General features: G+C 30.5%; 14 protein-coding genes and 1 pseudogene. 13 read left to right on the top strand and 2 right to left on the bottom strand.

What is annotated here, in order from left to right; genetic code table 11:
• Window positions 1-150 precede the first annotated feature (150 nt).
• From CHL78_RS12690 to proC, 5 genes are all read left to right on the top strand, one after another.
• The gene (locus CHL78_RS12690) at window positions 151-1,497 is read left to right on the top strand and encodes a glucose-6-phosphate isomerase (protein WP_094369007.1); all 1,347 of its coding nucleotides are present in this window, start codon (window positions 151-153) and stop codon (window positions 1,495-1,497) included.
• A gap of 174 nt (window positions 1,498-1,671) precedes the next feature.
• Window positions 1,672-2,751 carry a serine protease HtrA gene (gene htrA / locus CHL78_RS12685; RefSeq protein ID WP_094369008.1) on the top strand — a complete coding sequence of 360 codons (1,080 nt, stop codon included), beginning with the start codon at window positions 1,672-1,674 and terminating at the stop codon, window positions 2,749-2,751.
• Between the two features lie 141 nt (window positions 2,752-2,892).
• A complete protein-coding gene (locus CHL78_RS12680) occupies window positions 2,893-3,804 on the top strand; it encodes a trans-4-hydroxy-L-proline dehydratase activase (RefSeq protein ID WP_094369009.1) in 912 nt (303 codons plus the stop codon).
• Window positions 3,805-3,808: 4 nt separating this feature from the next.
• Complete coding sequence (gene hypD, locus CHL78_RS12675) at window positions 3,809-6,178, top strand: trans-4-hydroxy-L-proline dehydratase (RefSeq protein ID WP_094369010.1); 2,370 nt, start codon at window positions 3,809-3,811, stop codon at window positions 6,176-6,178.
• A 28-nt stretch (window positions 6,179-6,206) separates the two neighbouring features.
• Window positions 6,207-7,010 carry a pyrroline-5-carboxylate reductase gene (gene proC, locus CHL78_RS12670; RefSeq protein WP_094369011.1) on the top strand — a complete coding sequence of 268 codons (804 nt, stop codon included), beginning with the start codon at window positions 6,207-6,209 and terminating at the stop codon, window positions 7,008-7,010.
• Window positions 7,011-7,107: 97 nt separating this feature from the next.
• On the opposite strand, the gene feoB is transcribed toward proC, so the two are convergent.
• On the bottom strand, window positions 7,108-9,048 hold the full coding sequence (gene feoB, locus CHL78_RS12665) for a ferrous iron transport protein B (RefSeq protein WP_094369012.1): 1,941 nt from the start codon (window positions 9,046-9,048) through the stop codon (window positions 7,108-7,110).
• A gap of 14 nt (window positions 9,049-9,062) precedes the next feature.
• Window positions 9,063-9,281, bottom strand: a complete 219-nt coding sequence (locus CHL78_RS12660) for a FeoA family protein (RefSeq protein ID WP_094369013.1) — start codon at window positions 9,279-9,281, stop codon at window positions 9,063-9,065.
• A 369-nt stretch (window positions 9,282-9,650) separates the two neighbouring features.
• Between CHL78_RS12660 and CHL78_RS12655 the strand changes: the two genes are divergently transcribed.
• The 8 genes and pseudogenes from CHL78_RS12655 to CHL78_RS12620 form a co-directional block, all read left to right on the top strand.
• Window positions 9,651-9,812 (top strand): aspartyl-phosphate phosphatase Spo0E family protein, encoded by a 162-nt coding sequence (locus CHL78_RS12655; protein ID WP_094369014.1) that lies wholly within the window; start codon window positions 9,651-9,653, stop codon window positions 9,810-9,812.
• Between the two features lie 100 nt (window positions 9,813-9,912).
• Window positions 9,913-10,752: a mechanosensitive ion channel family protein gene (locus CHL78_RS12650; RefSeq protein ID WP_094369015.1), complete on the top strand. Its 840-nt coding sequence runs from the start codon at window positions 9,913-9,915 to the stop codon at window positions 10,750-10,752.
• Between the two features lie 85 nt (window positions 10,753-10,837).
• The gene (locus tag CHL78_RS12645; protein ID WP_243446435.1) at window positions 10,838-11,461 is read left to right on the top strand and encodes an MgtC/SapB family protein; all 624 of its coding nucleotides are present in this window, start codon (window positions 10,838-10,840) and stop codon (window positions 11,459-11,461) included.
• Window positions 11,462-11,509: 48 nt separating this feature from the next.
• The gene (locus tag CHL78_RS12640; protein ID WP_094369017.1) at window positions 11,510-12,355 is read left to right on the top strand and encodes a DegV family protein; all 846 of its coding nucleotides are present in this window, start codon (window positions 11,510-11,512) and stop codon (window positions 12,353-12,355) included.
• Between the two features lie 27 nt (window positions 12,356-12,382).
• Window positions 12,383-14,167: an oligoendopeptidase F gene (gene pepF, locus CHL78_RS12635; protein ID WP_094369018.1), complete on the top strand. Its 1,785-nt coding sequence runs from the start codon at window positions 12,383-12,385 to the stop codon at window positions 14,165-14,167.
• 189 nt (window positions 14,168-14,356) lie between these two features.
• Window positions 14,357-15,190 carry a phosphate ABC transporter substrate-binding protein gene (locus tag CHL78_RS12630; RefSeq protein ID WP_094369019.1) on the top strand — a complete coding sequence of 278 codons (834 nt, stop codon included), beginning with the start codon at window positions 14,357-14,359 and terminating at the stop codon, window positions 15,188-15,190.
• A gap of 291 nt (window positions 15,191-15,481) precedes the next feature.
• Window positions 15,482-16,405 carry a phosphate ABC transporter permease subunit PstC gene (gene pstC / locus CHL78_RS12625; RefSeq protein WP_094369020.1) on the top strand — a complete coding sequence of 308 codons (924 nt, stop codon included), beginning with the start codon at window positions 15,482-15,484 and terminating at the stop codon, window positions 16,403-16,405.
• A 1-nt stretch (window position 16,406) separates the two neighbouring features.
• Window positions 16,407-16,653 (top strand): annotated as a pseudogene (locus CHL78_RS12620) (phosphate ABC transporter permease PstA); the annotation flags it as partial.

Raw genomic sequence — 16,653 nt, 5'->3', positions numbered from 1 at the left:
CCTTATTTTAAGGCAGCTTTTTTATTGGTGTTTAAGTATATAATTAGGAATTAAAAGGGAATGATTGTTATTTTTATAACTTTATTATTAATGAAATTATAATTTTGTGCTATAATTTCATTATACTATTAAAAGGAAAGAGGTAGGGATATGGAAAGAATACAATTTGACTACAGTAAAGCTCTAGGATTTTTTAATCAAACAGAAATAGATGCACTACAATCATATGTAGATGTATCTCACAAAATGTTACATGAAAAAACAGGACTTGGAAATGACTTTTTAGGATGGATAGACCTTCCTAAAAATTATGATAAAGAAGAATTTGATAAAATAAAGAAAGCAGCTGAAAAGATAAAGTCAGACTCAGATGTTTTATTAGTAATAGGAATAGGTGGATCTTACTTAGGTGCTAGAGCAGCTATAGAAACATTAGGTCACTCATTTAGAAATAATATATCTAAAGAAGATAGAAATGCTCCAGAAATATACTTTGTTGGACAAAATATAAGCTCTACATACATGATGGACTTACTAGATGTAATAAAAAATAAAGATGTATCAATAAATGTTATATCAAAGTCTGGTACTACAACAGAACCAGCTATAGCATTTAGAGTATTCAAAGATCTCTTAGAAAAGAAATATGGAAAAGAAGAAGCTAGTAAAAGAATATATGCAACTACTGATGCTAAAAGAGGGGCACTTAGACAATTAGCAGATGAAGAAGGATACGATACATTTGTAATACCTGATGATGTAGGTGGTCGTTTCTCTGTTTTAACACCAGTGGGATTATTACCAATAGCTGCTGCTGGACTAGATATAGAGGCTATGATGAATGGTGCAGCAGATGCAAGTGATGAATTCAATACATCTGACTTAAAGAATAATCACAGTTATCAATATGCAGTAGTAAGAAATGTATTACATAGAAAAGGCAAAGATGTAGAATTATTAGTAAACTACGAACCACAGTTACATTATGTAGGTGAATGGTGGAAGCAATTATATGGAGAGAGTGAAGGAAAAGATAATAAAGGTATATTCCCCGCATCAGTAGATTTCTCAACAGATTTACACTCTATGGGACAATATGTACAAGAAGGTAAGAGAATATTATTTGAAACAGTACTTAATGTAGCTGAATGTAAGAGAAGTATAACTATAAATGAAGAAAAAGTTGACTTAGATGGATTAAATTATTTAGCAGGAAAGACTGTTGATTTTGTTAATCAAAAAGCATCTCAAGGAACTTTATTAGCTCATACAGATGGACAAGTTCCAAATTTAATGATAAACATACCAAAGCTAGATGAATATAACTTTGGATACCTTGTATACTTCTTCGAAAAGGCATGTGCAATAAGCGGATACTTACTAGGAGTTAATCCATTTGATCAACCAGGAGTTGAAGCATACAAGAAAAATATGTTTGCATTACTTGGAAAACCTGGGTTTGAAAAAGAAAAAGAAGAATTAGAAAAAAGACTTTAATAGTTAAGGTTTAATTAAGAATAAAATAATATAATGAAATCATCATAAGATAGTTTTACTACTTAATGATGATTTCTTTTTTTTATGAAGTTATTAAAATGTAAAAAATGTAAATAATAAATATTAAGTAAAGTATGTACAATTTGAAATGTAATTAATTAGGAGGGAATTGGTATGTCAAGAAAAAGAGGGATAGGTTTAGTCGTAACAGTAGCCATTATTTGTTCAGTATTAAGTAGTGCATTGACTGTAGTGTTAATGAAAAATACACTTGGGAATAATTCATCTTCAGGCAAGCCGACACAAATACAAGTAAATGATGAAGGTAAAACACAAAATGTTTATCATGCAGTAACAGAAAAAGCTATGCCATCAGTAGTAGGTATAACAACGACTACGGTAGATAGAAATAATGTATTTGCTATTCCTACTCAATCAGAGGGTGTAGGTACAGGAGTTATAGTAGATGCAAATGGATATATATTAACAAACTCTCACGTTGTATCTGATGGTAAAGCAACTAGTGTAAATGTTCTATTCAATGATGGTTCTACAGTAGAGGGGACAGTATTTTGGAATGATCCTCAATTAGATTTAGCAATAGTTAAGGTTGAAAAAACAGGATTAACTCCAGCAGAACTAGGGGATAGTGACCAAGTAAGAACTGGGGATTTATCAATAGCAATAGGAAACCCTTTAGGTCTTGAATTCCAAAGAAGTGTAACTCAAGGTATAATAAGTGGTTTAGATAGAACTATAACAACTGAGAAAACTAATATGACAGGTCTTATTCAGACTGATGCAAGTATAAATCCTGGTAACAGTGGAGGGCCATTATTAAACGATAAAGGTCAAGTTATAGGTATAAATACGGCTAAAGCATCTCAAGGAGAAGGACTAGGATTTGCTATTCCGATAAATACAGCTAAGCCTATAGTTGAATCAATAATATCTTCAGGTAAGTTTGAAAAAGTTACTTTAGGAATAAAAGGTGTAGATGTAGCTACATTTGAAGCTTCGACTGGAACATCTTTAGAAGCTGAGTCTGGTGTTTATATAGCAGAAGTAATGGATAATACAGCAGCTAAAAGTGCAGGGATACAAGCGGGAGATGTTATAGTTAAGGTAGGGGACACTAATATAACTAGTATGTCAGACTTAAATAAATCTTTATATGGATATTCTTCTGGTGATAAAACTAAAGTAGTCATAAACCGAAGTGGAAAAGAAGCTAGCATAGACGTAAAATTCTAAAAAACTTAAAATAAAGATTAGGTATATATATCAATTTATTTTATATTATAAATTGATTTATGTACCTTTTTTTATTAAATTGGATTATTATTAAATTAGGAAAATGTATTCTACAAAGAAAAATTTTTTAAGGGGGGGAATATGGATAGTCTATTAGTGATAAATTTTCAAAAATGTAGTATCCATGATGGACCAGGTATCAGAAGTACTATTTTTTTCAAAGGATGCCCTCTTGATTGTGTATGGTGTCATAATCCTGAAAGTAAAAAATTTACTAAAGAGGTACTGTATAATCAAGAAAGATGTTCAGCTTGTGGAACTTGTGCTAAGATTTGTCCGAGTAATGCAATATCCAATCAACTGTATAGAGTTAGCTTAGATAGAGATATTTGTACTACTTGTGGTAGTTGTCTTGATTACTGTGTAAACAATGCAAGAGAAATTGTGGGTGAAGAATATAGCATTAAGCAGCTTGTAAGGGAAATTGAGAAGGATATAATGTTTTATGAAGAGTCAGGTGGAGGGGTAACTTTATCAGGTGGAGAGGTAATGTGCCAGGATATAGAGTGTATATCTAAGTTATCTAGAGTATGTAAGGATAGAGGAATACATATTGCGGTTGACACATGTGGTTATGCTAAATTTGATAATTATGAGAGAATACTAGAATTTGTGGATTTATTCTTATATGATATAAAGCTTATTGATGAAGAAAAACATATAGAATTTACAGGAAAATCAAACAAATTGATATTAGAGAATCTTAAAAAGTTAAGTGAAAAAGGTGCAAATATAAATATAAGAATACCTTTGATAGAAGGTGTAAACGTTGATGAAGAAAATATTGAGGTTAAAAAAATTATAGAATTTATTAAGCCTTTAAATATAAAAAAAGTAAACCTTCTTCCATACCATAGTATTGGGAAGCATAAGTATGAGAAGCTTGATGAAGTATACCACGCTGAAGATTTTGAAACACCAGATACTTCTAAACTAGAAGAGATTAGAGATATCTTTGAAAGAAATAATTTTAGTACAAAAATAGGGGGGTAATTCAATGAGTAGGGGAAGTTTTGAAAGAACTAGAAAATTGAGACATCAAAGTTTAGAGGCGCAACCATATATATCTATCGAAAGAGCAAGGCTTATAACAGAAGCTTACAAAAAATATGAAGGTAGTGTAGAGACACCAATACTTCGTGCATTAGCTTTCAAATACTATATTGAAAATAGAACTATATGCATAAATGATGGAGAGTTAATAGTTGGTGAAAAAGGTGATGCACCTCAAGGGTCACCTACATATCCAGAATTATGCTGTCATACTATGGAAGATTTAGAAGTTATGCATAGTAGAGAAATCATAAACTTTGATGTATCTGAAGAAGCTAGAAAAATACAAGAAGAAGAAATAATACCATACTGGAAGGGAAGACAAACTAGAAATAGGATAGTTAGTTCTATGGATACGGAGTGGGTAGATGCTTATGAATCAGGTATTTTTACTGAATTTATGGAACAAAGAGCTCCAGGTCATACTGTATGTGGTGATACAATTTACAAAAAAGGATTCTTAGATTTAAAAAAAGATGCAGAAAATAGCATATCAAAATTAGATTTTATTAATGATATGGATGCATATAATAAAAAAATAGATTTAGAAGCTATGATAATCTGCTGCGAGGCTATGGTTGTATTAGGAGATAGATATGCAGCCAAAGCAAGAGAATTAGCTGAAAAAGAAATTGATGAGAATAAGAGAAATGATCTATTATTAATAGCTAGAAACTGCGAAATAGTACCTGCAAGTAAGCCTCAAAATTATCATCAGGCTATACAAATGTATTGGTTTGTACATATAGGGGTTACTACAGAGCTTAATATATGGGATGCGTTTAGTCCAGGGAGATTAGATCAACATTTAAACCTGTTCTATGAAAATGATCTAGAAGAAGGACTATTAAATAGAGAAAAAGCACAAGAATTGCTTGAGTGCTTATGGGTTAAATTTAATAATCAACCAGCACCACCTAAGGTTGGAATAACTTTGAAAGAAAGTGGAACTTACACTGATTTTGCAAATATAAATACAGGTGGAATAAGTCCGGATGGTCAAAATGGTGTTAATGAAGTAAGTTATATAATCCTTGATGTAATGGATGAAATGAAATTACTTCAACCTAGTTCAAATGTACAAATAAGTAGAAAGACTCCACAAAGATTCTTAAAGAGAGCATGTGAGATATCTAGAAAAGGATGGGGTCAGCCTGCATTTTACAATACTGAAGCTATAGTACAAGAGCTTCTAGAAGCTGGGAAGACTCTAGCAGACGCAAGACTTGGAGGTACTAGTGGATGTGTTGAAACAGGATGCTTTGGAAAAGAAGCATATGTATTAACTGGATATATGAACATACCTAAAATACTAGAACTAACTTTAAATAATGGTTTTGATCCAATATCTAAAAAGCAACTAGGTCTAAAAACAGGAGATGCAAGAGATTTCAAATCATATGAAGAATTATTTGATGCATTTAAACAACAATTAAGTTACTTTATAGATATAAAGGTAAAAGGAAACTTAATAATAGAAAATATATATGCAAAACATGTACCTTGTCCTCTTATGTCTTCCATAGTAGATGACTGTATAGAGAAAGGTATGGATTATCATAGAGGTGGAGCAAGATACAACACTAGATATATACAAGGTGTTGGAATAGGAACAATAACAGACTGCTTAACAGCTATAAAATATAATGTATTTGATAATAAAAAGTTTGATATGGATACGTTGTTAAAAGCCATGGAAGCAAACTTTAATGGATATGAAGCTATTCATAATATGTTAGTAAATAAATCGCCTAAGTATGGAAATGATGATGACTATGCAGATGAGTTAATGCAAGATGTATTTAATTTTTATAATAAAGAAGTAACAGGAAGACCTACAGTTTCAGGAGGGCATCATAGAATAAATATGTTACCAACTACTTGTCACGTATACTTTGGAGAAGTTATGGGGGCAAGTGCAAATGGTAGACTATCAGGTAAACCAGTATCTGAAGGTATATCTCCAGAAAAAGGTGCTGATACTAATGGACCTACAGCAGTTATTAAATCATGTTCAAAAATGGATCATCTAAAAACAGGTGGAACACTTTTAAATCAAAGGTTTGCTCCATCAGTAGTTGAAGGAGACGAAGGTCTTGATAACATGGCAAATTTAGTAAGAGCTTACTTTAACATGGATGGTCATCACATACAATTTAACGTGTTTGATAAAAATGTATTACTTAAAGCACAAGAAAATCCTGATGAATACAAAGATTTGATAGTTAGAGTTGCAGGATATAGTGACCACTTTAATAATTTAAGTAGAGCATTACAAGATGAAATAATAGGAAGAACAGAGCAAACATTTTAAAATAATATAACAAAGGAAGGAATACAAAATGAAAACAATAGGATTTATAGGATCAGGAAACATGGGGAAAGCAATGATAGGAGGTATAGTTAAATCAGGATTACTAACTCCAAATCAAATAACTGTGTCAGACTTAAATAAAGCAGCATTAGAGAGCGTATACAATGAGTTTGGTGTAAATACTACTACTGAATCAAGAGAGGTTGTAAAAGACTCTGATATTATAATAGTTGCGGTTAAGCCTAATATATATGATATAGTTTTAGAGCAAGTTAAGGATTTGATAGATACAAATAAAATAATAGTTACAATAGCAGCTGGAAAAACTATAAGTTCTATAGAAAGTATAATAGGATCAGATAAAAAGATAATTAGAACTATGCCAAACACTCCAGCATTAGTAAATGAAGGTATGACTGCCATATGTAAAAACAAAAATATAACTGATGAAGAATTAGAGATGATAAAAAGTATATTTGAATCATTTGGTGAGGCAGAAATAGTAGGAGAGTATTTAATAGACTCAGTAATTGGTGCAAGTGGATCAGCACCAGCATATGTATTTATGTTTATTGAGGCTATAGCAGATGCTGCTGTAATTGGAGGTATGCCAAGAGCTCAAGCTTATAAGTTTGCAGCGCAAGCAGTTATGGGATCTGCGAAAATGGTTATTGAAACAGGTAAACATCCAGGAGAACTAAAAGATATGGTATGTTCACCAGGAGGAACTACTATTGAAGCGGTTAGAGTATTAGAAGAAGAAGGATTTAGAGCTTCAGTTATAAAGTCTGTTGTAGCTTGTATGGATAAATCTAAAGAAATGAGTAAATAAGAAATTACTCTGATCTGAGATGTATATGAGTGGAGTATTAAGAAAAAACAGAGTGCTACAAGATATAATTTATATCCTGTAGCACTCTGTTTTTTTATTATTTATTTGCAGATTCTTTTTCTTCTAATGAACAATCAGAGTTGCTTGGGCATCCAGAGCATCCTGAACAAGAGCTACAACCAGAAGATTTTTTATTTGTAAATTTATTGTAGATAATAGCTATAGCTATTATTATTATTCCACCGCCGATTAATAACTCAGATACTGAACCTGAACCATTAGAGAAGATTACATTTCCTATTGTGTTAGCTAAAAATGCACCAACCCATGCAAGAGCAAACTGGTAAGAGAATGAAATCATCATCATTTTATTTCCATACTCTTTTCTCATTGTAGCAAGAGCTGCAATACATGGAGTATATAAAGCTGAAAATACTAAGAATGAATAAGCACTTACTCCAGTAAACACTGTAGGAAGAACTGTATCTAAATTTCCATAAAGAACATTTAAAGTGTTTACAACTATTTCCTTAGCACCAAGCCCACTTAAGATAGCAACTGAGGCCTTCCATTCACCAAATCCTAGTGGTGCAAATAAAGGAGATATAAATTTACCAATATGAGCTAAGAAACTATTATTCATATCCTCAGTAAATCCACCAAAGTTAAATGAAGACATAGCCCAAAGTACAACTGACATAGCAAACATTATAGTAACAACTCTTATTAAAAATCCTTTTGATTTATTCCAAGTATTTCTTAATAAAGCACTCAAAGTAGGAACTTTATATTCAGGTAATTCTAATATAAAAGGTTCTGGAGTACTTTTAAATGCAGTCTTATTTAATATTAAAGCTATTAATATAGCAACAACTATTCCTATTAAATATAATGAAGTAGTAACTAAAGCTTCATTACGAGGGAAGAATATAGATGCAAACAATGCATATATAGGCAACTTAGCTCCACAAGTCATAAGTGGTGCAATAAGTGCAGTTATCTTTCTATCTTTTTCACTTTCTAAAGTTCTAGTAGCCATTATAGCTGGAGAAGAACATCCCATACCCATTATCATAGGTATAAACGCCTTACCAGATAGACCAACTTTTCTCATTATTTTATCCATTAAAAATGCTGTTCTTGACATATATCCACTATCCTCAAAAATAGATAATCCTAAGAATAAAGTAAATATTAGAGGGAAGAATGGTAAAGTACCACCAACACCAGCTATAATACCATCAATTATAAGAGATTTAAACCAAGGGCTTGACCCTGCAAGTAAAGCATCTACTGGAGCAGATACATATGCATCAATTAGTCCAGCTAAGCCTTCTTGGAGAGGACCTCCTACCCAATCAAATGTAAATTTAAACAAAAGTAACAGTAACCCTATGAATATAGGATAAGCTAAAATAGGATTTAACACGATATTATCTATCCTATCACTTATAGATTTTTTTCTAGTTGATTTAGTTTCAACACAATTTGAAAGTATTTTTTCTAATTTTTTATATGTCTCAGTTTCGCTACCGAAATTAGTTTCATATTTAACATTTCTATTAGAAGCATTTCTAATAGCTTCAGATATTTTCTCAGTACCATTTTTTTTCTTTGCTATTATAGGAATAATTGTAACTCCTAATTCATTAGCTAGTTTATCACTATTTATATCCATACCCCTAGACTCTGCAACATCAAGCATATTTAATAAAATAACGATTGGCTTATTAAATTGCATAAGTTGAGTAGTTAGGTAAAGATTTCTAGATAAGTTTGCTGCATCTATAACATTGACAATCACATCAACAGCTTCTTTTTCTAAGTAAGATTTAGAAACTTTCTCCTCATTTGAAAAAGTGTCCATTGCATATATTCCAGGTAAGTCTACAACCTTTATATCCTTTTCAAAAATTCCTTCTTTCTTTTCTATAGTAACCCCAGGCCAGTTACCAACATATTGATTAGAACCTGTAAGTAAGTTGAAAACAGTAGTTTTTCCAACATTGGGATTACCTAATAATGCCACATTAATCATGTCTAATCACCTCTTTATTTTAAATAAATATTCTTAGCATCTTCTTTTCTTATAGCTAAATCAAATCCTCTAAATCTAATTACTATAGGATCTCCGAATGGAGCGACTTTTTTTACTTCTACCTCTGTGTTATTTATACATCCTAAAGCAAGTAATCTCTTGCTTAATTTTACGTCACCATCTATATCATTAATAATACCTTTTTGGCCAACTTTTAAATCGTTAACAGTCATCATTAATACCTCCTAATGAAATTCATTATCAAGAAAGATTGTAACAATATAATACCAAAAAGTCAAGTATGGGCAATAGGTATAGACATATTACTATGAGTAGTTATTATAATAGATGTATATTTAGATTAGAGAACACGCGATAAAATATATAATAAAATTAAATTATAAGTATTGATTAAAAAAACTATGTAAGCAGGCATCAAATATTAGTAATTATAGAAATAGTGGTCTATGTATAATTTAGATAATAATTACCAAACTTTAGAAATAAAGTAAAGGAAATTTAGGGGCATTTTATTGACATATAGTGATATTATTTGATACTATAAACATAATAGTACAAAATTTGTAATAGTGGTGATTATTATGGCAAATACAGAGTTAGAAAAGCTAAAAAAAGAAATAGAAACACTGAGAGATGAAATAAACACGTATATTGAATATCCAGAGATATTTAAAGAAGAGTTAGTAGAATCAAGCAGTAGGATAGACATTTTAATAAATAAATACATTGATTTAAGCAAATAGTCCACGAAAGTGGGCTTTTTTTGCATATGTTCATAATAAAAGGCAAATATTAAATATCTAGGTAAATATTTATTAATATATAATTTAAAGGGTGGAATCTATGCTAATAGGTAAGCTTATAAACTCAGTTATAATTATTGTATTATCATATGTCTTATTAAAATTAATACAATATCTTTTAAATAAATTATTTGAACTAACTAAGTTTGATGAGAGGTATGAAAATACATTATGTAGTGTATTATCATCAATTTCGTACTATATTATATTTGTTGTAAGCTTAATTCTAGTTTTGAGAGAATTTAACATAGTAGATGCTACAAAATTTAGCACGCTAGTAACTGGAGCTAGTATAGTAGGATTAATAGCAGGAGTTGCTGCTCAGAGTATATTAAAAGATATATTCAATGGATTTTTCATACTTTTTGAGAGGCAAATACAAGTTGGTGATTTTGTTGTTATTAATGAGGATTTTAAAGGAACAATAGAAGAAATAGGACTTAGGAGTACCAGCCTAAGGGATTGGGACTTAAAGCGTATTACCATATCTAATGGAACAATAACTAGTATAAGAAATTATAGTAAGAATAAAATGAGAGTAGTAGTTCATGTAAGAGTCTCTTATGAAGAAGACCCTATGAAAGTATTAGATTCATTGGAAGAGGTTTGTTCTGTAATGAATGAAAACTACAAGGACTATTTTATTAAAGATTCAAGAGGAGAGATAACTAGCAAATTTAAGGTATATGGAGTAACAGATATAGAAAAAAATCCAATTGGCGCTCAATATACAATGACTGGTGTTGTAGAATCATGTAAATACTTCTCTGCACTGAGAGATACAAAGTTACAGATCTTAATTATATTTAAGAAAAATAACGTAAGAATCGCATATCCTACACATATAAATGTAGTACATTATAATGAAGATAGAAACTGATTATGAATCAAATATGAGTTTAGTAAAGAATTTATAAAATGGGGGAGATTTTATAGAAACAAGAGATATTATTATTAGACTGCTATTGGCTCTAGTTATAGGAGGGTTAACTGGCTTAGAAAGAGAGAAATCTCATCAGTTTGCTGGATTTAGGACTCACATATTAGTAGCAGTAGGTTCTTGTATTACATCTGTAACCTCAATAGCTTTATTTGAAGAATATAGTGTATATAGCACTATGGATCCAGGTAGGATAACAGCTCAGGTATTATCAGGTATAGGTTTTTTAGGTGCAGGAGCTATATTAAAAACATCCAATGGGATACGAGGTCTTACAACAGCAGCAGGAATATGGGCTACTGCATGTATAGGTATTGCTATAGGATATGGATACTATACACTTAGTATTTCTGCATGGTGTTTTGTAATGATAACGCTCTATATATTAAAAAATATAGATAAGATATTTTTTAAGAAAAAACAAACTATGTTTGATGTAACTGTAAATAATATAAATATAATATCGATAATTTATAGTAAATTTGAAAGATCTCATATTATGGTAAAAAATATCGAGGTAGTATCTATTGATGAACATACATGGAAATTAAGTTTTTTTATAATTTATGATAGACGAATTATAATAGAAGAACTCATAAAAGAATTAAATGAGTCAAAATGCATAATAAATGTAGATTATTTGCACTAAAATAATATAGAATAGAAGATAACTACAATTATAGATGAGGTGTATGAATTGAAGAATAACATAAAGATAATAACAGATGGTTCATGTGATTTTCCACAAGAAATTATAGATAGAGTAAAACCAGGTATAGTTGGAATAAACGTTGCTTTTGGTGAAGAAAGTTTTATTGGTGGAGTAGAAATTAATGCTGAAACTTTTTATGAAAAGATGAGAGGGTGCAAAGAGCTACCAAAAACATCAAGTCCTTCACCAGAAAGATTTATAGATTTATATAATTGTGATGAAGAGGAACTATTAGTATTTACTCTAACATCTAAATTATCAAGTACTTATAGCAATGCTGTACTTGCTAAGACTATGTACTTAGAAGAAAATCCACATAAGAGAATAGAAGTAGTAGATAGTCAAAGTGGGTCGATAGGTGTTGCATTAATGATATCAAAATGTCACGATATGATTGAAGATGGAAAATCTATGGATGAAATACTAGAAGCTATAGAACAGATGAAAAAAGATATGATATTCTTTGGTACACTAGATACATTAGAGAATGCAATAAAAGGCGGAAGGGTAAATCCTATTGCTGGTAAACTTATTAATGCTTTAAACTTTAAAGTAGTAATAAGAATAGATGAAGGCTTAGTAAAACCAATAGATAAGGCTAGAGGAGACAGCAATAGCTTAAAGAAGTTATTTGAATATGTTAAAAATAATATATCTAATACTAGTGGCAAAACGATAATATTAGCTCATTCAAATTGTCCTAAAAAAGCTGAAAAAATAAAGCAATATATAGATGAACATTACGATGTAAAAGAAATACTAATAGCAAGCATAGGACCTATAATGGGAACATTTACATCTGAAGGTGCGATATTAGTGTCTGTTCTATAATTTATTAAAAACGAAGGAGTGGTAAATATGGGAATTGACAGAAGTAAAATAGAATCTAAATTTAAATGGAAGATAGAAGAAATGTATTCTAATAAGGAAGCATTAGAAAGTGATATAAGTAAGGTAAAAGAACTTATAGCAAAGGCTAAAGAGTACAAAGGTAAGCTAGAAGAAAGTAAGAATAATTTACTAGAAGCGCTTAACATATCTGAAAAGGCTTCACAAATATTACAAAACCTATATGTGTATACTCATATGAAGCAACATGAAGATACTAGAATAAATGCTAATCAAGGAATGGCAACAAAGACTGACATGCTTTCTACAGAATTATCAATGGCAACTTCTTACATGATACCAGAGATAATATCTATAGATGATAAAAAACTAGAAAATTACTTAAAAGATGAGAATTTATCATTTTATGATAAATACATAAAAGATATATTAAGAGAAAAGCCTCATACATTAAGTGAAAGTGAGGAAGAAATATTAGCCGCAACTTCTGATTTATCAGGAGTACCAGAGAATATTTATGATATGCTATCTTTTGCAGACTTAGAGTTTCCGGAGATAGAAGATGAAGATGGAAATAAGGTAAAGCTTAGTCATTCTAATTTCTCAGTATTTCTTAAGAGCAAAAATAGTAGAGTAAGAAAAGATGCTTTTGAAGCGACTTACTCAGTTTATGACAAGTATAAAAATACTTTTGCATCTACTTTATATGGTGGAATCAAGGGAGAAATATTCTATTCAAAGATTAGAAAATATAACTCAGCACTAGAAGCATCTTTATTCCAAGATGATATAAGTAAAGATGTGTATACTAATCTTATAGATGCAGTAGATGAAAACTTAGATTCTTTAAATAAATATGTAGATATAAAGAAGAAATTACTTGGATTAGAAGAAATACATATGTATGACTTATACGTTCCTCTAACAGATAAATTTGATATGAAAATACCTTATGAAAAAGCACAAGGTATTATATTAGAGGCACTTAAGCCATTAGGTGAAGAGTATTTATCTATAATAAAAAGAGCTTTTTCAGAAAATTGGATAGATGTATATGAAAATGAAGGTAAGCAGGGTGGAGCTTATTCTTGGGGAAGCTATGACTCGCATCCGTTTATTTTAATGAACTATAAAGATGATTTAAACTCTTTATTTACTTTAATACATGAGTTAGGTCACTCTGTTCATAGTTATTACTCTAGAACATCTCAGCCTTATATATATTCAAATTATAAAATATTTGTAGCAGAGGTTGCTTCGACTTTAAATGAACTATTATTAATAAACTACTTATTAGATAACTCTAATTCAAAAGAAGAACGAATATATCTATTAAATTATTATCTAGAGCAATTTAGAACTACAGTTTATAGACAGACTATGTTTGCTGAATTTGAAAAGATAACTCATGAGAGTGTTGAGTCAGGAGAACCGCTAACTGCTGATGAATTTAATAATATATACTATAAATTAAATGAAAAATACTATAAACAATCAACAATAGTAGACGAACAGATAGGATTAGAGTGGGCAAGGATACCTCACTTCTACTCAAACTTCTATGTATATAAATATGCAACTGGATTCTCAGCTGCAAGTGCATTAAGCCAACAAATTCTTGAAGAAGGTCAGCTAGCTGTTGATAGATACTTAGTGTTCTTAAAGAGTGGGGGATCTGACTATCCGTTAAATCAATTAAGAGCAGCAGGTGTAGATATGGAAAAGAAAGAAGCTGTTGATAAAGCGTTACATGTATTTAGAGAATTAGTAGAAAAATTAGAAAAAGAAATATAGATATAAAAAGAAGGATATCTCATTAATAGGGATATCCTTCTTTTTATTTATAATTATGGAGATTTACATACTCTTAACAAAGTTTACACTCACTTAACCCATTCATAATATTGAGTTAACATAAAATATGTATTATTAAAGCATAAGGATGACACAAATTAAAATTAAAATATAGCGGGGGTAAGTATTATGTTTAAGAAGAGAGTAGCAGCATTAATAGCGAGTACAGTTTTAGTAGGAAGTTTAGCAGTAGGATGTGGAAATTCAGATGCATCAGGAGGAAGTTCAGATGGATCAAAAGTAACAGTATCAGGATCAACTTCGGTAGGTCCAGTAATGGAAGTTGTAGCAGAAGATTTCCAAGCAAAGAATGAAGGTATAAAAATTGAAATACAACAAGTTGGTTCTTCAGCAGGTGTAAAAAATACTATAGATGGAACTTCTGAAATTGGTATGGTATCAAGAGATTTAAAAGATGAAGAAAAAAGCTCTGGAATAAAAGAAACTGAAATAGCACTTGATGGTATTGCAGTAGTAACAAATAAAGCCAATGAGATTAAAGACTTAACAGTAGCTCAAATTAAAGATATATACACAGGAAAGATAACTAACTGGAAAGATGTTGGTGGAAAAGATGCACCTATAGTAGTTGTATCAAGAGAAGACGGATCAGGAACTAGAGATGGATTCCAAGATAACGTAGGATTTGAATCAGAAGAATTAGTAGCAGATGCAACTATAAGTGATGGATCAGGAAACATAAAATCAACAGTTGAAGGAAATGAAAATGCAATAGGATATATTTCTTTTGGATATGTAGATGAAGCTGTAAATAATGTAACTGTAGATGGTGTTGAATTAAATGCAGAAAACGTAAAAGGTGGTACTTATCCAATTGCAAGACCATTTATATTAGTAAACAAAGATGATATATCAGAACAAGGGAAATCATTAATAGATTTCATACTAAGCGATGATGGACAAAAGATAATGGAAAGCAAAGGGTTTATAAGTATAAAATAAAACTTCTCCTAAAAAAGATACATTGAAAAATGTATCTTTTTTTATTATCAAAAATATATGATTCAGTATTTAATTATAGGTGTAAAGTGTTAGGTGTTCTTTGCTAATTTTAAGATAAGGTTAGAAAAGTAAAGTTCACGTTAAATACTATGTTAAATTTTACTCTGACTTAACTCGGATTTAATATTAACTTAACTTTAAAATTGTATTATGTAATTGTAGAGAGTTAAGATTATTAAGAAAAGAAAGAACTAATTTTATTTTATAGAAAGTTTTGGAGGAGGAAGTTTTATGTTGGTTAAGTCTCGTGTAGCTAAGGACGTAAAAAAAGGAGACAATAGAAATAATAACAGAGGCAAATACATTATGGAGGACGTAGCTAAGAATATTTTCATGCTTAGTGCCTTAGTAGCAGTATTGAGTTTACTTTTAATAATAGGGTTTGTATTTTACAAAGGGTTAACGCCATTTATATCTAAGGGTTATTCATTTATTAGCTTTTTAGGTGGATCTGAGTGGGTTCCATCATCAGATAAATTTGGTATATCATCAATGATTGCTGCATCTATATTTGCAACATTAGGAGCAATGGTAATAGGAGTTCCAATTGGAATATTAACAGCAGTTTTTATAGCAGAGATTGCGCCTAAAAAAGTATCTAAAATAATATCTCCAGCAGTTGAGTTGTTAGCAGGTATACCCTCTGTATTATATGGAGTATTTGGATTGGCATTTATAGTACCAAATATACAAAAAATATTTAACCTTCCAAAAGGTCAAAGTTTACTAGCAGTAATAATAGTATTAGCAGTTATGATGTTACCAACAATAATATCTGTATCTGAAACAGCGATAAGAGCAGTACCTAAAGCTTATAAAGAAGGATCACTAGCATTAGGGGCTTCAAAAATAGAAACAATATTTAAAGTTATATTACCAGCAGCTAAGTCGGGTATATTAGCAGCAGTAGTATTAGGAATAGGTAGAGCATTAGGAGAAACTATGGCAGTGATACTTGTAGCAGGTAACTCACCGGTTATGCCAAGTTCTATAATGGATAGTGTAAGACCACTTACAACAAACATAGCTCTTGAAATGGGATATGCATTTGGGACACATCAAGAAATGTTATTTGCAACTGGAGTTGTATTATTCACATTTATACTAATCTTAAATATAGTATTAAATAAACTTTCAAGTAAGGCGGTAGACTAATATGAATAGTAGGAAGTTAAAAGAAAATATTTTAAAATTATTAGTTTATTTATCTGCACTATTTACAGTAGGGTCACTAGTAGTGATAGTGGGATATATATTTATAAAGGGAATAAAAGGTATAACACCAACATTTTTATTTAGTAGTTATTCAGCATCAGGAGATGGCGGAATATTACCGATGGTGATTACTACATTATATACAGTGGCTCTTTCGTTAATTATAGCTACACCAATAGGTATATTGT

Source organism: Romboutsia weinsteinii (genome assembly GCF_002250835.2).
Classification (GTDB): domain Bacteria; phylum Bacillota; class Clostridia; order Peptostreptococcales; family Peptostreptococcaceae; genus Romboutsia_A; species Romboutsia_A weinsteinii.
The sequence above is the reverse complement of the archived record's forward strand: the minus strand, read 5'-3'. Positions and strand labels throughout refer to the sequence as shown.